At 52.0% G+C, this 17,179-nt stretch carries 18 protein-coding genes and 1 pseudogene; 11 read left to right on the top strand and 8 right to left on the bottom strand.

All coding sequences use genetic code 11. The features are described from left to right. Nucleotides 1–325: 325 nt before the first annotated feature. Complete coding sequence (gene waaA, locus FFT88_RS13310; protein ID WP_130215160.1) at nucleotides 326–1,603, top strand: lipid IV(A) 3-deoxy-D-manno-octulosonic acid transferase; 1,278 nt, start codon at nucleotides 326–328, stop codon at nucleotides 1,601–1,603. Between the two features lie 7 nt (nucleotides 1,604–1,610). Further along, on the top strand, nucleotides 1,611–2,090 hold the full coding sequence (coaD, locus tag FFT88_RS13305; protein WP_135403703.1) for a pantetheine-phosphate adenylyltransferase: 480 nt from the start codon (nucleotides 1,611–1,613) through the stop codon (nucleotides 2,088–2,090). A gap of 38 nt (nucleotides 2,091–2,128) precedes the next feature. On the opposite strand, the gene mutM is transcribed toward coaD, so the two are convergent. The 4 genes from mutM to radC form a co-directional block, all read right to left on the bottom strand. Beyond that, nucleotides 2,129–2,938: a bifunctional DNA-formamidopyrimidine glycosylase/DNA-(apurinic or apyrimidinic site) lyase gene (mutM, locus tag FFT88_RS13300; protein WP_135403704.1), complete on the bottom strand. Its 810-nt coding sequence runs from the start codon at nucleotides 2,936–2,938 to the stop codon at nucleotides 2,129–2,131. A 97-nt stretch (nucleotides 2,939–3,035) separates the two neighbouring features. Further along, complete coding sequence (gene rpmG / locus FFT88_RS13295) at nucleotides 3,036–3,203, bottom strand: 50S ribosomal protein L33 (RefSeq protein WP_001051798.1); 168 nt, start codon at nucleotides 3,201–3,203, stop codon at nucleotides 3,036–3,038. Nucleotides 3,204–3,223: 20 nt separating this feature from the next. Beyond that, nucleotides 3,224–3,460 (bottom strand): 50S ribosomal protein L28, encoded by a 237-nt coding sequence (gene rpmB, locus FFT88_RS13290; RefSeq protein WP_000091955.1) that lies wholly within the window; start codon nucleotides 3,458–3,460, stop codon nucleotides 3,224–3,226. 216 nt (nucleotides 3,461–3,676) lie between these two features. Continuing rightward, nucleotides 3,677–4,345: a DNA repair protein RadC gene (gene radC, locus FFT88_RS13285; protein ID WP_135403705.1), complete on the bottom strand. Its 669-nt coding sequence runs from the start codon at nucleotides 4,343–4,345 to the stop codon at nucleotides 3,677–3,679. Nucleotides 4,346–4,516: 171 nt separating this feature from the next. On the opposite strand from radC, the gene coaBC reads away from it, so the two are divergent. The 3 genes from coaBC to slmA all read left to right on the top strand — a co-directional run bounded on the left by coaBC (nucleotide 4,517) and on the right by slmA (nucleotide 6,876). Beyond that, complete coding sequence (gene coaBC, locus FFT88_RS13280; RefSeq protein ID WP_135403706.1) at nucleotides 4,517–5,737, top strand: bifunctional phosphopantothenoylcysteine decarboxylase/phosphopantothenate--cysteine ligase CoaBC; 1,221 nt, start codon at nucleotides 4,517–4,519, stop codon at nucleotides 5,735–5,737. After that, nucleotides 5,715–6,173, top strand: a complete 459-nt coding sequence (gene dut, locus FFT88_RS13275) for a dUTP diphosphatase (protein ID WP_000976070.1) — start codon at nucleotides 5,715–5,717, stop codon at nucleotides 6,171–6,173. The genes coaBC and dut overlap by 23 nt, the downstream gene beginning before the upstream one ends. A 106-nt stretch (nucleotides 6,174–6,279) precedes the next feature. Next, complete coding sequence (gene slmA, locus FFT88_RS13270; protein WP_130206731.1) at nucleotides 6,280–6,876, top strand: nucleoid occlusion factor SlmA; 597 nt, start codon at nucleotides 6,280–6,282, stop codon at nucleotides 6,874–6,876. A gap of 45 nt (nucleotides 6,877–6,921) precedes the next feature. Here the strand turns inward: slmA and FFT88_RS13265 are convergent, their stop codons facing one another. From FFT88_RS13265 to rph, 3 genes and pseudogenes are all read right to left on the bottom strand, one after another. Continuing rightward, nucleotides 6,922–7,881, bottom strand: a complete 960-nt coding sequence (locus FFT88_RS13265; protein WP_135403707.1) for a reverse transcriptase family protein — start codon at nucleotides 7,879–7,881, stop codon at nucleotides 6,922–6,924. 297 nt (nucleotides 7,882–8,178) lie between these two features. After that, nucleotides 8,179–8,819, bottom strand: a pseudogene (gene pyrE / locus FFT88_RS13260) (orotate phosphoribosyltransferase). Nucleotides 8,820–8,884: 65 nt separating this feature from the next. Further along, complete coding sequence (gene rph / locus FFT88_RS13255) at nucleotides 8,885–9,601, bottom strand: ribonuclease PH (protein ID WP_001247086.1); 717 nt, start codon at nucleotides 9,599–9,601, stop codon at nucleotides 8,885–8,887. Nucleotides 9,602–9,727: 126 nt separating this feature from the next. On the opposite strand from rph, the gene FFT88_RS13250 reads away from it, so the two are divergent. Continuing rightward, nucleotides 9,728–10,591: a YicC/YloC family endoribonuclease gene (locus tag FFT88_RS13250; protein WP_000621326.1), complete on the top strand. Its 864-nt coding sequence runs from the start codon at nucleotides 9,728–9,730 to the stop codon at nucleotides 10,589–10,591. 251 nt (nucleotides 10,592–10,842) lie between these two features. Next, nucleotides 10,843–11,460, top strand: a complete 618-nt coding sequence (locus tag FFT88_RS13245; RefSeq protein ID WP_064526048.1) for a trimeric intracellular cation channel family protein — start codon at nucleotides 10,843–10,845, stop codon at nucleotides 11,458–11,460. On the opposite strand, the gene ligB is transcribed toward FFT88_RS13245, so the two are convergent. Beyond that, nucleotides 11,457–13,142, bottom strand: coding sequence for an NAD-dependent DNA ligase LigB (ligB, locus tag FFT88_RS13240; RefSeq protein ID WP_135403708.1), 1,686 nt, complete (start codon nucleotides 13,140–13,142; stop codon nucleotides 11,457–11,459). The two genes, FFT88_RS13245 and ligB, sit on opposite strands and share 4 nt — an antisense overlap. A 258-nt stretch (nucleotides 13,143–13,400) precedes the next feature. Between ligB and gmk the strand changes: the two genes are divergently transcribed. From gmk to trmH, 4 genes are read left to right on the top strand one after another with little or no spacing between them, the layout of a single operon-like run. Continuing rightward, nucleotides 13,401–14,024, top strand: a complete 624-nt coding sequence (gmk, locus tag FFT88_RS13235; RefSeq protein WP_010344504.1) for a guanylate kinase — start codon at nucleotides 13,401–13,403, stop codon at nucleotides 14,022–14,024. Between the two features lie 54 nt (nucleotides 14,025–14,078). Further along, nucleotides 14,079–14,354 carry a DNA-directed RNA polymerase subunit omega gene (gene rpoZ / locus FFT88_RS13230; protein WP_000135058.1) on the top strand — a complete coding sequence of 92 codons (276 nt, stop codon included), beginning with the start codon at nucleotides 14,079–14,081 and terminating at the stop codon, nucleotides 14,352–14,354. A gap of 18 nt (nucleotides 14,355–14,372) precedes the next feature. Beyond that, nucleotides 14,373–16,481, top strand: a complete 2,109-nt coding sequence (gene spoT, locus FFT88_RS13225) for a bifunctional GTP diphosphokinase/guanosine-3',5'-bis pyrophosphate 3'-pyrophosphohydrolase (protein WP_130215150.1) — start codon at nucleotides 14,373–14,375, stop codon at nucleotides 16,479–16,481. A 6-nt stretch (nucleotides 16,482–16,487) separates the two neighbouring features. Further along, nucleotides 16,488–17,177 (top strand): tRNA (guanosine(18)-2'-O)-methyltransferase TrmH, encoded by a 690-nt coding sequence (gene trmH / locus FFT88_RS13220; RefSeq protein WP_135403709.1) that lies wholly within the window; start codon nucleotides 16,488–16,490, stop codon nucleotides 17,175–17,177. Nucleotides 17,178–17,179 lie beyond the last annotated feature (2 nt).

Genomic DNA, 17,179 nt, shown 5'->3' with positions numbered 1-17,179 from the left:
AATACTGATAACGCACTTACTTGACGTGCTAGTGTATCATTTCTTTCGCAGCAATCCGACCCGAATGATTTTTATACACAAAATATGTTTTAATCATATAAATCAAATAGATAATAAATAGCATGTCGATAATGTCGGTACGGCCAATGTAGAGTTGAAAATGGGGCCGAGTTTCAATGATTCGCATAAAAATACAAAAAAAATGAAGATGTAGCGGCAGATCAGACCAAACTGAAGCTATTTAAGTCAAAAACGGGAAAAGTAATGGTAAAGCCACCGTTAAATACATAGAATCCCCAGCACATCCATAAGTCAGCTATTTATTATGCTCGAATTGCTTTACACCGCCCTTCTCTACCTTATTCAGCCGCTAATCTGGATACGGCTCTGGGTGCGCGGACGTAAGGCTCCGGCCTATCGAAAACGCTGGGGTGAACGTTACGGTTTTTACCGCCATCCGCTAACACCAGGCGGCATTATGCTGCACTCCGTCTCCGTCGGTGAAACCCTGGCGGCAATCCCGTTGGTGCGCGCGCTGCGTCATCGCTATCCTGATTTACCAATCACAGTCACGACTATGACGCCGACTGGTTCGGAGCGCGTACAATCGGCTTTTGGAAAAGATGTTCAGCACGTCTATCTGCCTTACGATCTGCCCGATGCGCTCAACCGTTTCCTGAATAAAGTCGACCCAAAACTGGTGTTGATTATGGAAACCGAACTATGGCCTAACCTGATTGCGGCGCTACATAAACGTAAAATTCCACTGGTTATCGCTAATGCGCGACTCTCTGCACGCTCTGCCGCAGGTTACGCCAAACTGGGTAAATTTGTTCGTCGCTTGCTCCGCCGTATTACGCTGATTGCTGCGCAAAATGAAGAAGATGCTGCGCGCTTTGTGACGCTAGGTGCAAAAAATAATCAGGTCACCGTCACCGGTAGCCTGAAATTCGATATTTCAGTGACGCCACAGTTGGCCGCTAAAGCAGTAACACTGCGCCGCCAGTGGGCGCCGCATCGTCCGGTATGGATTGCAACCAGTACTCATGATGGCGAAGAGAGCGTAGTGATTGCCGCCCATCAGGCGCTGTTACAACAGTTCCCGAATTTATTGCTCATCCTGGTACCCCGTCATCCGGAACGCTTCCCGGATGCGATTAACCTTGTCCGCCAGGCTGGACTAAGCTATATCACACGCTCTTCCGGAGAGGTCCCTTCCGCCAGTACACAAGTGGTGGTTGGCGATACGATGGGCGAGCTGATGTTGCTGTACGGTATTGCCGATCTCGCGTTTGTTGGCGGTTCACTGGTTGAACGCGGTGGGCATAATCCGCTGGAGGCCGCCGCACACGCTATCCCGGTGTTGATGGGGCCGCATACCTTTAACTTTAAAGACATTTGCGCGCGGCTGGAGCAGGCAAGCGGGCTGATTACCGTCACCGATGCCACTACGCTGGCGAAAGAGGTTTCCTCTTTACTCACCGACGCCGATTACCGTAGTTTCTATGGCCGTCATGCCGTTGAAGTGCTGTATCAAAACCAGGGCGCGCTACAGCGTCTGCTTCAACTGCTGGAACCTTACCTGCCACCGAAAACGCATTGAGGTTGTTATGCAAAAACGGGCGATTTATCCGGGTACTTTCGATCCCATTACCAATGGTCATATCGATATCGTGACGCGCGCCACGCAGATGTTCGATCACGTTATTCTGGCGATTGCCACCAGCCCCAGTAAAAAACCGATGTTTACTCTGGAAGAACGTGTGGCACTGGCACAACAGGCAACTGCGCATCTGGGAAACGTTGAAGTGGTCGGATTTAGCGATTTGATGGCAAACTTCGCCCGCAATCAACACGCCACTGTGCTGATTCGTGGTCTGCGTGCGGTGGCAGATTTTGAATATGAAATGCAGCTGGCGCATATGAATCGCCACTTAATGCCGGAACTGGAAAGTGTGTTTCTGATGCCGTCGAAAGAGTGGTCGTTTATCTCTTCATCGCTGGTTAAAGAAGTGGCGCGCCATCAGGGCGATGTCACCCATTTCCTGCCGGAGAATGTCCATCAGGCGCTGATGGCGAAGTTAGCGTAGCGTTTATGCCGGATGGTATGCCATCCGGCAAGCATCAATTATTTCTGGCACTGCCGACAATAAAACGTTGCCCGCTGCGCATGTTTAGTCGCCACAATCGGCGTACCGCACACCCGACACGGCTCACCTTTTCGCCCGTAAACCTGCAATTCCTGCGCGAAATAGCCCGGTTTACCGTCGCTTTGCAGAAAATCTTTCAGCGTTGTACCGCCCTGCTCAATTGAACGCAGCAACACCGCTTTAATCACTCGTGCCAACAGTTCACATTCTGCTAACGAGAGAGACGATGCCAGCCGATCCGGATGGATCCCCGCCGCAAACAGAGATTCGCTGGCGTAGATATTCCCTACGCCTACCACCAGCTTGTTATCCATCAGCCACGGTTTAATCGCCGTTTTTTTCTTCACGCACTTCTGATGCAGGTACTCACCGTTGAAATCGTCGCTAAGCGGCTCCGGTCCAAGATGGGCCAGCACGTTGTGCCCTTCCAGCTCTTTGGTCCACAGCCAGGCACCAAAGCGACGCGGATCGGTGTAGCGCAGCACTTTGCCGTTGCTCATCACCAAATCAACATGGTCATGCTTTTCGGGGGGAAGTTCTTCTGGAAGGATGCGCAGGCTGCCAGACATCCCCAGATGAATGATAATCCAGCCCTCAGGCAGCTCCAGCAGCAGATATTTAGCACGGCGCTGTACACTTAGCACTGGTTGATCGCTTAAACGGTAGATTTCTTCCGAAACCGGCCAGCGCAAGCGTCCGTTGCGCACCACCACATGAAGAATGGTTGCACCAACGAGATGCGGTTCTATGCCGCGACGGCTGGTTTCAACTTCGGGTAATTCAGGCATAGCATCTCCAGGAATGAACAGATGCAGTCAATATGGGGGCAGGCAGATAACAAAAAACCCCGCCGTAGCGAGGTTTTTCGTTACATCAAAGCGAAAATTATTTGATTTTCGCTTCTTTGTAGATCACGTGCTGGCGAACAACTGGATCGAACTTTTTCAGTTCCAGTTTTTCCGGCTTAGTACGTTTGTTCTTCGTAGTGGTATAGAAGTGACCAGTACCAGCAGAAGAAACCAGCTTGATTTTCTCACGAATACCTTTAGCCATGATTTATTTCCTCTAAGTACTTAGTACTTTTCGCCACGGGCACGCAGTTCAGCCAGAACTGTATCAATGCCTTTTTTATCGATTACACGCATACCTTTAGCAGATACGCGCAGGGTGACAAAACGCTTCTCGCTCTCAACCCAGAAACGGTGAGAGTGCAGGTTCGGCAGGAAACGGCGTTTAGTCGCGTTCAGTGCGTGGGAACGGTTGTTACCGGTCACCGGACGCTTGCCAGTAACTTGGCAGACTCGGGACATGTCTATTCTCCAAAAATCAAATTAGCTCGAGCTTCGTATGGGGTATTGGCGCCTCGTCAGGCTTTACAGCCCGGTCATCGCAGTTCTATGTGAACTCTCGATTGCCAGGCCCAAATGCCAAACCCGAGATTCTCAAAGGTGGCGTAGTATACGCTGACTCGGCGATGTGCTCAAGTCCCGAACAGACAAAGATCCCGAGGGATCGCGCATAGCGGATTAAATCCAGCCGCGTTCGGCAAAAGAAACATATTCTCCACGCCCAATCACGATATGGTCGAGCACGCGTAAATCCATGAACTGACAACTTTTTATTATCCGTTCGGTAATGAGTTTATCCGCTTTACTGGGTTCAGCACAACCAGAAGGGTGATTATGGGCAAGGATCAGCGCCGAGGCGTTTATTTTTATCGCTTCACGAATAATTTCTCGTGGATGGACTTCCACATGATTTAACGTGCCGGAAAAGAGTCGGCTGTGAGTAAGGACCCGGTGTTGGGAATCGAGAAAGATCACCATAAAGATCTCTCGTTCCTCTCCCGTAAGTTGGCTTTGTAAAAACTCCCTCGTCATCTCTGGGCTGAGCAACGGGCTTTCTTCGCGCATCCGCACGTTGTAGTAACGCCGCGCCAGTTCCGCAACTCCCTTTAACTGGGCGAATTTCGCCACACCAATTCCATGAACGCCACTAAATTGTTCATATTCAGAGGATAACAAGCCGTAAAGCGACCCAAAATTCTCCAGCATCTCTTTCGCCAGGGTTAACACATCCTTACCGCGCGTCCCCGTACGCAGAAATAACGCCAGCAGTTCAACATCCGTTAACGCGCCAATGCCCAACTTCAGCATTTTTTCGCGCGGCATCAACAATTCTACCTTGTTTTTCACCTTCACCTCCTTTGTGGAGGGCGCATCCTGTCATAGTCGTTTGGTTAAATCGACGGCCAGTTTTCAATCCTGGAAAGCGCCTCGCAAAGTGATTCTCAGGTGAAAGCACGACAACAAAAGTATTGTGATAAAATCGCCAACTTCTGGTGTCCCCCTACAGGAAAAATCATCATGAGCCTGGCCGGTAAAAAAATCGTTCTCGGCGTCAGCGGCGGTATTGCTGCCTATAAAACCCCTGAGCTGGTGCGTCGTTTGCGCGATCGCGGAGCAGACGTCCGCGTAGCCATGACCGAAGCGGCAAAAGCCTTTATCACCCCACTTAGCTTGCAGGCGGTTTCGGGTTATCCCGTTTCCGATAGTCTGCTGGATCCAGCAGCCGAGGCGGCTATGGGTCATATTGAGCTGGGTAAATGGGCTGATTTAGTGATTCTCGCCCCAGCCACCGCTGATTTGATTGCCCGCGTAGCTGCCGGGATGGCGAATGATCTGGTATCAACGATTTGCCTGGCCACGCCTGCGCCTGTTGCCGTACTGCCAGCCATGAACCAGCAGATGTATCGTGCTGCGGCTACCCAACATAATTTAGAGGTACTTGCCTCACGTGGTTTGCTGATCTGGGGGCCAGATAGCGGCAGTCAGGCCTGTGGTGATATCGGCCCTGGGCGAATGCTCGATCCATTAACCATTGTGGATATGGCGGTAGCGCATTTTTCGCCCGTCAACGACCTGAAACATCTGAATATTATGATTACCGCCGGCCCGACGCGTGAACCGCTCGATCCCGTGCGTTATATCTCTAATCACAGCTCCGGCAAGATGGGCTTTGCTATCGCCGCTGCCGCTGCCCGTCGCGGAGCGAACGTTACACTGGTTTCCGGACCGGTTTCGCTACCGACACCGCCGTTTGTTAAACGTGTTGATGTGATGACCGCACTGGAGATGGAAGCCGCTGTGAAGGCCTCTGTACAGCAGCAAAATATTTTTATCGGTTGCGCCGCCGTGGCTGATTATCGCGCAGCCACTGTCGCCAGTGAAAAAATCAAAAAGCAGGCGACTCAGGGGGATGAATTAACAATAAAAATGGTCAAAAACCCTGATATCGTCGCCGGAGTTGCCGCACTAAAAGACCAAAGGCCTTATGTTGTTGGATTTGCGGCCGAAACAAATAATGTGGAAGAATACGCCCGGCAAAAACGTATTCGTAAAAACCTTGATCTGATCTGCGCGAACGATGTTTCCCGGCCAACTCAAGGATTTAACAGCGACAGCAATGCATTACACCTTTTCTGGCAAGACGGAGATAAAGTCTTACCGCTTGAGCGCAAAGAGCTCCTTGGCCAATTATTACTCGACGAGATCGTGACCCGTTATGATGAAAAAAATCGACGTTAAGATTCTGGACCCGCGCGTTGGGAAGGAATTTCCGCTCCCGACTTATGCCACTTCTGGTTCTGCCGGACTTGACCTGCGCGCCTGTCTCGACGACGCCGTAGAACTGGCGCCGGGCGACACCACCCTGGTACCGACCGGGTTGGCGATTCATATTGCCGACCCTTCACTGGCGGCGATGATGCTGCCGCGCTCCGGGCTGGGCCATAAGCACGGCATCGTGCTCGGTAACCTGGTGGGATTGATCGATTCTGACTATCAGGGTCAGTTGATGATCTCCGTGTGGAACCGTGGTCAGGACAGCTTCACCATTCAACCTGGCGAACGCATCGCCCAGATGATTTTTGTTCCGGTAGTACAGGCTGAATTTAATCTGGTGGAAGATTTCGACGCCACCGACCGCGGTGAAGGCGGCTTTGGTCACTCTGGTCGTCAGTAACACATACGCATCCAAATAACGTCATAACATAGCCGCAAACATTTCGTTTGCGGTCATAGCGTGGGTGCCGCCTGGCAAGTGCTTATTTTCAGGGGTATTTTGTAACATGGCAGAAAAACAAACTGCGAAAAGGAACCGTCGCGAAGAAATACTTCAGTCTCTGGCGCTGATGCTGGAATCCAGCGATGGAAGCCAACGTATCACGACAGCGAAACTGGCCGCCTCTGTCGGCGTTTCCGAAGCGGCTCTGTATCGCCACTTCCCCAGTAAAACCCGCATGTTCGATAGCCTGATTGAGTTTATCGAAGATAGCCTGATTACTCGCATCAATCTGATTCTGAAAGATGAGAAGGACACCACAACGCGCCTGCGTCTGATTGTGTTGTTGCTCCTCGGTTTTGGTGAGCGTAATCCTGGCCTGACCCGCATCCTTACCGGGCATGCGCTGATGTTTGAACAAGACCGCCTGCAAGGGCGCATCAACCAACTGTTCGAGCGTATTGAAGCGCAGTTGCGTCAGGTATTGCGTGAAAAGAGAATGCGTGAGGGTGAAGGTTACACCACCGATGAAACGCTGCTGGCAAGCCAGTTGCTGGCATTTTGTGAAGGTATGCTGTCACGCTTTGTCCGCAGCGAGTTTAAATACCGCCCGACGGATGATTTTGACGCCCGCTGGCCACTGATTGCTGCGCAGTTGCAGTAATTCTCCCCTAAACGTTCAGGCAGAAACGTCTGCCTGACGCTTTTCTTACCATGCCACCAGCATTCGCTTTACACTTTCCCTCGCCTGTTTAAAGGCCTCATCCTCAGGGTTGATTTGCAATAACCAGTTTATTCTTCCCTGCAAAGCATACAGATACGCCGTTGCCTGTGCGTGGAGATCGCCTGAAGGATCAAGTTCACCACGATGACTAAGATGCGAAATAACGCCATATTTTTGGCACAAATGCACCTCCTGACGCAGCGCCCGGCGAGCTTCACGGGCAAGCTGTGGTTTGTGATTAACAACAATCCCGGTTACCTGCTGGCGCTTACAGGCACCTATCAGGCAGCTTTTGCGTTGATTGAGGCTCAGGCCCAGTTCCGCTAACAATCCGCACACTTTATTTTTAACCTGGCGGGCATTGAAGTGACCGGAAAAGGTCATGTCATCGCAGTAGCGGGTGTAGGTAATTCCCCGAGTCTGACACCATTCCCCTATGCGCTCATCAAAACAGCGCATCACAAGATTGGAAATGGCTGGCGAAGTTGGTGCCCCCTGCGGTAACGCGTCGTTATAACAACAAAGCCAAGTCAGCATGGTTACCACATTACGTGGCAACTGGGCCTGGCGAAATACACGCCAGACCTGTAACCAGCTAATGCTATCGAAAAAGTTTTCGATATCGAGTTTCAGGATCTGCGGCTGTTGGCAGTGTGGCTGCGCGTTGCTGACGATTGGGCAACCTGGCCGGTAGGCGGTAGCAAAAGGGGAAAGCGGAAATCGTGAAAGTACGTTCTTAAGAATGTTGCGCTGTACGGTTTTGAGCAAGTAATCAGGGGCTAGCACCATCCGCTGACCACCGTGGCACTTAGAAAGAATAATGCGTCGGTAATGGCGTCCGACATGATTACTGAGCGCATACAGCCGCTGTATTTCTTTATCGGCACTCCAGCCCGGCGAGCCGAACAAATCGAGCGCCAGAAGGGTTATCCGGGTAGCATCCATTCCACTCTCCACATCACGGCGGCCAAAAGAGGCACCAACAGCGGCAATACCATCAAACCATCCCGAAGGCGCGTAACTGTACTGAGCGCGTCAGCGCGACGTACGCGAAGCGTACTTAAGTACAATGAAGCGGCTTTGGGTATATGGACAAACTACTGGCGTTAAGTCGGCGACTCGCCGACCCTCCCGGCACAAAAGGCCGGAAACGCTATCGCCACTGCTGGCGAAAGCAGATTAACACGATATCTTAAAGCGCATCACGCTGCGCACAGCAAAAACCCTGCGCAGCGCATATTTTTAAACGCCAAACTCTTCGCGATAGGCCTTAACCGCCGCCAGATGTTCCGCCATTTCTGGTTTCTCTTCCAGATAGGCAATCAAGTCTTTCAGGGTGATGATAGAGATCACCTTGCAGTTGTAATCACGCTCAACTTCCTGAATCGCCGAAATTTCGCCGCGACCCCGTTCCTGACGATCGAGCGAAATCAGCACGCCAGCAAGCGTCGCGCCATTGGCCTGAATAATTTCCATCGACTCGCGAATCGCCGTCCCGGCGGTGATCACATCATCCACCAGCATCACACGGCCTTGTAACGCGCTACCAACCAGATTGCCGCCTTCACCGTGATCTTTTGCTTCTTTGCGGTTAAAGCAGTACGGCAGGTCCAGGTCATGATGCTCCGCCAGCGCCACGGCGGTTGTGGTGGCAATCGGGATCCCTTTGTAAGCAGGGCCAAACAGCAGATCGAACTCAATGCTGGAATCCACCAATGCTTCAGCGTAAAAACGGCCTAACAGTGCCAGGTCGCGCCCGGTATTAAACAGCCCGGCGTTGAAGAAATAGGGCTTTTACGCCCGGATTTCAGCGTAAACTCGCCAAACTTTAACACCTGCTTGCTAAGCGCAAATTCAATAAACTGGCGCTGATATGGTTTCATGCCTTCGCTCCTCATCTTACTTTTCTACAGACAAAAAAAAGGCGACTCATCAGTCGCCTTAAAAATCAGTTTGCCAGCGCCGCCTTCTGCGTCGCTACAATGGATTCGATTCCCCCTCGGGCAAGCGCCAACAAGGTGAGTAGCTCTTCATGGGTGAACGGCTCGCCTTCTGCCGTCCCCTGCACTTCAATGATGCGCCCGTCTTCGGTCATCACCACGTTCATGTCCGTTTCAGCCGCTGAGTCTTCAACGTATTCCAGATCGCAAATCGCTTCGCCGTTAACAATACCGACAGAAACCGCGGCTACCATCCCTTTCATTGGATTGGTTTTCAGCTTGCCATTTTCAACCAGTTTATTCAGGGCATCGGCTAGTGCAACACAAGCACCGGTGATAGAAGCAGTGCGGGTGCCGCCATCGGCCTGAAGTACGTCGCAATCCAGCGTAATAGTAAACTCACCGAGGGCTTTCAAATCTACTGCGGCGCGCAATGCACGAGCGATCAGACGCTGGATTTCCATCGTGCGGCCGCCCTGCTTACCTTTCGCCGCTTCACGGGCATTACGGGTATGAGTAGAACGCGGCAGCATACCGTATTCTGCGGTGATCCAGCCCTGGCCCTGACCTTTCAGGAAGCGCGGCACGCCTTCTTCAATAGAGGCGGTACACAACACTTTGGTATCGCCAAATTCGACCAGCACCGAGCCTTCTGCATGTTTTGTATAGTTACGAGTCAGGGTAACGGGACGCACCTGATTATTGCTACGGCCTGCTGGACGCATATTGAAATCTCCGGCTTGAAACAAATGTGGCTGCGCATTATACGGACTTCCGGCGGTTATTCCTATCCTGACAAGGCATCGATGGCTATAATCCTTCCACCTCTCCTTTTATAAACAGGAACGTCTATGATCCGCAGTATGACCGCCTACGCCCGGCGTGAAATCAAGGGTGAATGGGGGAGCGCAACCTGGGAAATGCGCTCGGTAAACCAGCGTTATCTGGAAACTTACTTTCGTCTGCCGGAGCAGTTCCGTAGCCTTGAACCTGTCGTTCGCGAGCGTATTCGTTCTCGCCTGACGCGCGGTAAAGTGGAATGTACCCTGCGCTATGAACCCGATGTCAGCGCGCAAGGTGAGCTGATCCTCAACGAAAAACTGGCTAAACAGCTGGTAACTGCCGCGAACTGGGTAAAAATGCAGAGCGACGAAGGGGAAATCAACCCGGTTGATATTCTGCGCTGGCCAGGCGTGATGGCAGCCCAGGAGCAGGATCTCGACGCCATTGCTGCTGAAATTCTTGCGGCGTTGGATGGCACCCTGGACGACTTTATCATCGCGCGTGAAACCGAAGGTCAGGCGCTGAAAGCATTGATCGAGCAGCGTCTGGAAGGCGTCACCGCCGAAGTGGTCAAAGTCCGCGCCCATATGCCGGAAATCCTGCAATGGCAGCGCGAGCGTCTGGTCGCAAAGCTGGAAGATGCCCAGGTACAGCTGGAAAATAACCGTCTGGAGCAGGAGTTGGTTCTGCTGGCACAACGAATTGACGTTGCCGAAGAGCTGGACCGCCTCGAAGCGCATGTTAAAGAAACGTACAACATTCTGAAGAAAAAAGAAGCGGTTGGCCGTCGTCTGGACTTTATGATGCAGGAGTTCAACCGCGAGTCGAACACTCTTGCGTCGAAATCTATCAATGCCGAAGTGACAAACTCCGCCATCGAGCTGAAAGTGTTGATCGAGCAGATGCGCGAGCAGATTCAGAACATCGAGTAAGCGACATATCTCCGTAGGCCGTTGTTAATTACAGCGGCGCTACGCATATAGTTTCGTCCTCATATTTATTTACTCCATACTTTTTCTAATGCATTTTACTTATCACAAAATCAGAAAAATGCATTCTTACTACAGAAAATAGCAATTTCACATAACTACAAATTATCAATCCATTCTCTCCTTAAAAAATCTCAATCGTGACATTGCACACAAATCGCTACCCTGCCAGGCAGATTTTTAGGGAGAGAACCATGCTGTTACACATTTTGTATTTGGTTGGCATTACTGCCGAAGCCATGACAGGGGCGCTGGCGGCCGGACGGCGGCGCATGGATACATTTGGCGTAATTATCATTGCTACCGCCACCGCAATTGGCGGAGGATCAGTACGTGATATTCTGCTGGGCCACTATCCGCTTGGCTGGGTCAAACACCCGGAGTATGTGATTATCGTCGCCACCGCCGCCGTGTTCACCACCATCGTTGCTCCCGTGATGCCTTACCTGCGTAAAGTCTTTCTGGTCCTCGATGCACTCGGACTGGTGGTTTTTTCTATCATTGGCGCACAGGTCGCGCTGGATATGGGACACGGCCCGATCATTGCCGTTGTCGCGGCTGTGACGACTGGCGTGTTTGGCGGCGTTTTGCGCGATATGTTCTGTAAACGCATCCCTCTGGTATTCCAGAAAGAGCTGTACGCCGGGGTTTCCTTTGCTTCCGCCGTGCTGTATATCGCGCTGCAACACTATGTTTCCAACCATGATGTGGTGATTATTTCCACCCTGGTATTCGGCTTTTTCGCTCGCTTGCTGGCGCTGCGTCTTAAACTGGGATTACCGGTTTTTTATTACAGCCACGAAGGTCACTAAGGCACAAAACCTGTGATCTGCTGGGCAGCCAGCCAGTTGCCCAGCATCTTGATTTGCGCATTATTCTTCCATTCCATAACCTGACTTGCGCGACGCAGCCCTGTCCCCGGTAGTTGCTGCCAATACTGTTCGCTTCTCTGCAAAAGTTGCGCCCAGGAGCTGAAGTCGTTGGCATTAAGCGCCGTTTGGGTTAACGGTATTCCCATTGCCATCACCCAGCGAGTAAAAGGCTGCTGACGTGCCAGGTTAAACTGATGCCACAACTGCTCACCTTTACTCTTCGCGATCCCCGGCGTGTGCTGCAATTGCTCTGGCGTTAATGAAAGCCAGGAAAAAATATGCTCAAAGCGATGCGTCTGATGTAGCGAGCGCCAGCCAGATTCACCGATGCCCTCCAGCCCCAAAACCTGTTTTGATCCCAGCCAAACTAATCGCGATATGAATTGTTCCTGACAAACATCAGAAGCGAAGTAGCATGTCAACGCGTTAAAACGGTTTTCTGGCGGCGTCGGTTTTGTGCGTTCTGCTCCGCGCCAGACCACTTCATCAATGCGTGGAATACCCTGACCGGCAAGACTCACAAGGATTTGATCGCCAGGTGCAATGTCCCACTCCTGCCAACGTCTGACGGAACCAATGTTCACCCGCTGGACTTTTTTATCATCCAGCATGACAGGCGCGAGTGACGCCACCACCGAGATTTTTCCGCTCTTACCGACAGCAAACTGTATCGCGTTTACTTCAGTAACCTGGGCCACAGGCTGATATTTCCACGCTATCAGCCAGTCCGCCTGACCCGGTAGCCAATGACGGGATTCGGGTTCCTTAGCCGCTCGCACCACCACGCCATCGGTGACGAAGGGCAATTTCGCTTTCCACCACTCATTACGAGCTCGCTCAACCTCTTCTGCGCTTTTCACCGCAAGGGTATACTTCTGCGTCAAAGTAAAGCCCGCAGTAGCAAGCTGCTGTAATCGCTCGGCCATCAACTGTGGTCCATCCGGCCACGCCCAGATAAACACGCCCAGTGAATGCAGCGTGTCGCTATTGTCCTGACGCATCAAAATGCCAGCGACCTTTGAACGGGCATTCATTCCTCCCATTTGTTGTTGGATATGCCCATCACGCTGGAGAAATATCTCACCCTGCAGGGTGCTGTTGGCCAAAGCTCCGCTAACAGATTGCGGAACAGAAGGAATCAAGCGTATTTTCTGCGTCCAGTCCTCACCTTTAAGCCCATTGCCACGACTGATCGCTTTAATCAGTTTTCCATCACGGTAGACCAGTGTTACCGCAACGCCATCAACTTTTGGCTGCACCCAAAGATCGCTGTGCTCATGCATCCACAGACGTAACGCATTTTTATCCGCTAACTTACGTACCCCCGTATGCGCAACCGGATGGATAACCGTGCCACTCAACGGCGGCGGCATAGCGTCACCCGTTGTCTCTTCGCCAAAACAGCGTTGCCACTGTGCAAGGCGGGCGCTTAACTGATCGTAAACCCCATCCTCCACGTCACTTTTCCCTTTTTTCCAGTAATCATCGTCCCACTGTTTTACTTGCTGTTGTAGGCGGGAGATTTCTTCATGCGCTCTGGCTGGAGACCAGGCCGGGCAGACCGCCTTCGCTGATGATTGCCAGCACAAAATACTCATTAACACTGCAATCCATACTTTCATCGTCACCTCCGCTGTAGTCAGGCGGGCAGATATACAACGAGATGAATGCAAAACCGAGAGGCAAAAATAAAGTGTGAGATGACGCTTCCAGAGAATCGTCTTTGTTGCAGTAAATGACCGGGAATTGCGGAAACAGGTACGCAAAACGCAACAACTTTGCGCAAAAAGTGTGAGCAAGGGCTACGTCACATGACCGCGCCGTGTATAATAAGCCCGTATGTAGGCTTTATTTCGCTTAATCACATACGAAAGATACTCATGGCTCAAGGCACGCTTTATATTGTTTCTGCCCCCAGTGGCGCGGGTAAATCCAGCCTGATTCAGGCTTTATTAAAAACCCAACCGTTGTACGACACTCAGGTTTCTGTTTCACACACCACGCGCGCACCGCGTCCGGGTGAAGTACATGGCGAACACTACTTCTTTGTTAATCATGATGAATTTAAAGAGATGATTAGCAGAGATGCATTCCTTGAGCACGCGGAAGTGTTCGGTAATTACTATGGCACTTCACGCGAGGCCATTGAGCAAGTACTGGCGAGCGGCGTGGATGTTTTTCTGGATATTGACTGGCAGGGCGCACAGCAAATTCGCCAGAAAATGCCGCATGCGCGGAGTATCTTTATTCTACCGCCGTCAAAAATTGAGTTAGACCGCCGTTTACGGGGTCGAGGTCAGGACAGCGAAGAGGTCATTGCAAAGCGTATGGCGCAAGCAGTTGCAGAAATGAGCCATTACGCCGAATATGATTATTTAATAGTGAATGATGATTTCGACACCGCTCTGGGTGATCTAAAGACTATCATTCGCGCCGAACGCTTGCGCATGAGCCGCCAAAAGCAGCGTCATGACGCTTTAATCAGCAAATTGTTGGCAGACTGAACCTTCTTTCAGTATCATGCCCAGTCATTTCTTCACCTGTGGAGCTTTTTAAGTATGGCACGCGTAACTGTTCAGGACGCTGTAGAGAAAATTGGTAACCGTTTTGACCTGGTACTGGTCGCCGCGCGTCGCGCTCGTCAGATGCAGGTAGGCGGAAAGGATCCGCTGGTACCGGAGGAAAACGATAAAACCACAGTAATCGCGTTGCGCGAAATCGAAGAAGGTCTGATCAACAACCAGATCCTCGACGTGCGCGAACGCCAGGAACAGCAAGAGCAGGAAGCCGCTGAATTACAAGCCGTTACCGCTATTGCTGAAGGTCGTCGTTAATCACAAAGCGGGTCGCCCTTGTATCTGTTTGAAAGCCTGAATCAACTGATTCAAAACTACCTGCCGGAAGACCAAATCAAACGTCTGCGGCAGGCGTATCTCGTTGCACGTGATGCTCACGAGGGGCAAACACGTTCAAGTGGTGAACCCTATATCACGCACCCGGTAGCGGTTGCCTGCATTCTGGCCGAGATGAAACTCGACTATGAAACGCTAATGGCAGCGCTGCTGCATGACGTGATTGAAGATACTCCCGCCACCTACCAGGACATGGAACAGCTTTTTGGTAAAAGCGTCGCCGAACTGGTAGAGGGGGTATCAAAGCTTGATAAGCTCAAGTTCCGCGATAAGAAAGAGGCGCAGGCCGAAAACTTTCGCAAGATGATTATGGCGATGGTGCAGGATATCCGCGTCATTCTCATCAAACTCGCAGACCGTACCCACAACATGCGCACGCTGGGCTCACTTCGCCCGGACAAACGTCGCCGCATCGCCCGTGAAACTCTCGAAATCTACAGCCCGCTGGCGCACCGTTTAGGTATCCACCACATTAAAACCGAACTCGAAGAGCTGGGTTTTGAGGCGCTGTATCCCAACCGTTATCGCGTAATCAAAGAAGTGGTGAAAGCCGCGCGCGGCAACCGTAAAGAGATGATCCAAAAAATCCTCTCGGAAATCGAAGGGCGTTTGCAGGAAGCGGGAATACCGTGCCGCGTCAGTGGTCGCGAAAAGCATCTTTATTCGATCTACTGCAAAATGGTGCTCAAAGAGCAGCGTTTTCACTCGATCATGGACATCTACGCCTTCCGCGTGATCGTCAATGATTCCGACACCTGTTATCGCGTGCTCGGCCAGATGCACAGCCTGTACAAGCCGCGTCCGGGTCGCGTGAAAGACTATATCGCCATTCCCAAAGCGAACGGCTATCAATCTTTGCACACCTCGATGATCGGCCCGCACGGCGTGCCGGTTGAGGTCCAGATCCGCACCGAAGATATGGATCAGATGGCGGAGATGGGTGTTGCCGCGCACTGGGCTTATAAAGAGCACGGCGAAACCAGTACTACCGCGCAAATCCGCGCTCAGCGCTGGATGCAAAGCCTGCTGGAGCTGCAACAGAGCGCCGGTAGCTCGTTCGAATTTATCGAGAGCGTTAAATCCGATCTCTTCCCGGATGAGATTTACGTTTTCACACCGGAAGGGCGCATTGTCGAGCTGCCTGCCGGTGCAACGCCCGTCGACTTCGCTTATGCGGTGCATACCGATATCGGCCATGCCTGCGTGGGCGCGCGCGTCGATCGTCAGCCTTACCCGCTGTCGCAGCCGCTTACCAGCGGTCAAACCGTTGAAATCATTACCGCACCGGGCGCTCGCCCGAATGCCGCATGGCTGAATTTTGTCGTCAGCTCGAAAGCGCGCGCCAAAATTCGTCAGTTGCTGAAAAACCTCAAGCGTGATGATTCTGTAAGCCTGGGCCGTCGCCTGCTCAACCATGCGTTGGGTGGCAGCCGTAAGCTGAATGAAATCCCGCAGGAAAATATTCAGCGTGAACTGGACCGCATGAAGCTGGCAACGCTTGACGATCTGCTGGCTGAAATCGGCCTTGGCAACGCGATGAGCGTGGTGGTCGCGAAGAATCTGCAACATGGGGACGCTTCCATTCCACCGGCGACCCAAAGTCACGGACATCTGCCAATTAAAGGTGCCGATGGCGTACTGATCACCTTTGCGAAATGCTGCCGCCCTATTCCTGGCGATCCAATTATCGCTCACGTCAGCCCCGGTAAAGGTCTGGTGATCCACCATGAATCCTGTCGTAACATCCGTGGCTACCAGAAAGAGCCAGAGAAATTTATGGCTGTGGAATGGGATAAAGAGACGGCGCAAGAGTTCATCACCGAAATCAAGGTGGAGATGTTCAATCATCAGGGCGCGCTGGCAAACCTGACGGCAGCGATCAATACGACCAACTCCAATATTCAAAGTTTGAATACAGAAGAAAAGGATGGTCGCGTCTACAGCGCCTTTATTCGTCTGACCGCCCGTGACCGTGTGCATCTGGCGAATATCATGCGCAAAATCCGCGTGATGCCAGACGTGATTAAAGTCACCCGAAACCGAAATTAATGTTTTATGAACCCAACACGTTATGCACGTATCTGCGAAATGCTCGCCAGGCGGCAGCCTGATCTGACCGTCTGCATGGAGCAGGTCCACAAACCCCATAACGTTTCTGCGATTATTCGTACTGCAGATGCCGTTGGCGTACATGAAGTCCACGCCGTCTGGCCTGGCAGCCGGATGCGCACTATGGCTTCGGCTGCGGCTGGCAGCAACAGTTGGGTACAGGTGAAAACGCACCGCACCATTGGCGATGCCGTCGCCCATCTGAAAGGCCAGGGCATGCAGATTCTGGCAACCCATCTTTCTGATAACGCTGTCGATTTCCGCGAAATTGATTACACTCGCCCGACCTGTATTTTGATGGGTCAGGAGAAAACGGGCATCACTCAGGAAGCATTAGCCCTGGCGGATCAGGACATCATCATTCCGATGATCGGCATGGTGCAGTCGCTGAATGTTTCCGTTGCCTCAGCCCTCATTCTTTACGAAGCCCAGCGCCAGCGGCAAAACGCAGGCATGTACCTGCGTGAAAACAGTATGTTGCCGGAAGCAGAGCAACAACGTTTGTTGTTTGAAGGCGGCTATCCGGTGCTGGCGAAAGTCGCAAAACGCAAAGGCCTGCCTTACCCCCACGTCAATCAGCAAGGCGAAATTGAAGCCGATGCCGACTGGTGGGCCACGATGCAGGCCGTAGGGTAAGC

Origin of the sequence: Escherichia sp. E4930, from assembly GCF_005845405.1 — a bacterium.
Classification (GTDB): domain Bacteria; phylum Pseudomonadota; class Gammaproteobacteria; order Enterobacterales; family Enterobacteriaceae; genus Escherichia.
The sequence above is the reverse complement of the archived record's forward strand: the minus strand, read 5'-3'. Positions and strand labels throughout refer to the sequence as shown.

Excerpts from the sequence above, each read along its gene's own strand:
- FFT88_RS13265 (WP_135403707.1), bottom strand. The coding sequence starts at position 7,881 with ATGGATGCTACCCGGATAACCCTTCTGGCGCTCGATTTGTTCGGCTCG.
- slmA (WP_130206731.1), top strand. The coding sequence starts at position 6,280 with ATGGCAGAAAAACAAACTGCGAAAAGGAACCGTCGCGAAGAAATACTT.
- trmH (WP_135403709.1), top strand. The coding sequence starts at position 16,488 with ATGAACCCAACACGTTATGCACGTATCTGCGAAATGCTCGCCAGGCGG.
- mutM (WP_135403704.1), bottom strand. The coding sequence starts at position 2,938 with ATGCCTGAATTACCCGAAGTTGAAACCAGCCGTCGCGGCATAGAACCG.
- rph (WP_001247086.1), bottom strand. The coding sequence starts at position 9,601 with ATGCGTCCAGCAGGCCGTAGCAATAATCAGGTGCGTCCCGTTACCCTG.
- rpmG (WP_001051798.1), bottom strand. The coding sequence starts at position 3,203 with ATGGCTAAAGGTATTCGTGAGAAAATCAAGCTGGTTTCTTCTGCTGGT.
- dut (WP_000976070.1), top strand. The coding sequence starts at position 5,715 with ATGATGAAAAAAATCGACGTTAAGATTCTGGACCCGCGCGTTGGGAAG.
- FFT88_RS13245 (WP_064526048.1), top strand. The coding sequence starts at position 10,843 with ATGCTGTTACACATTTTGTATTTGGTTGGCATTACTGCCGAAGCCATG.
- ligB (WP_135403708.1), bottom strand. The coding sequence starts at position 13,142 with ATGAAAGTATGGATTGCAGTGTTAATGAGTATTTTGTGCTGGCAATCA.
- rpoZ (WP_000135058.1), top strand. The coding sequence starts at position 14,079 with ATGGCACGCGTAACTGTTCAGGACGCTGTAGAGAAAATTGGTAACCGT.
- FFT88_RS13250 (WP_000621326.1), top strand. The coding sequence starts at position 9,728 with ATGATCCGCAGTATGACCGCCTACGCCCGGCGTGAAATCAAGGGTGAA.
- coaD (WP_135403703.1), top strand. The coding sequence starts at position 1,611 with ATGCAAAAACGGGCGATTTATCCGGGTACTTTCGATCCCATTACCAAT.
- coaBC (WP_135403706.1), top strand. The coding sequence starts at position 4,517 with ATGAGCCTGGCCGGTAAAAAAATCGTTCTCGGCGTCAGCGGCGGTATT.
- waaA (WP_130215160.1), top strand. The coding sequence starts at position 326 with ATGCTCGAATTGCTTTACACCGCCCTTCTCTACCTTATTCAGCCGCTA.
- gmk (WP_010344504.1), top strand. The coding sequence starts at position 13,401 with ATGGCTCAAGGCACGCTTTATATTGTTTCTGCCCCCAGTGGCGCGGGT.
- rpmB (WP_000091955.1), bottom strand. The coding sequence starts at position 3,460 with ATGTCCCGAGTCTGCCAAGTTACTGGCAAGCGTCCGGTGACCGGTAAC.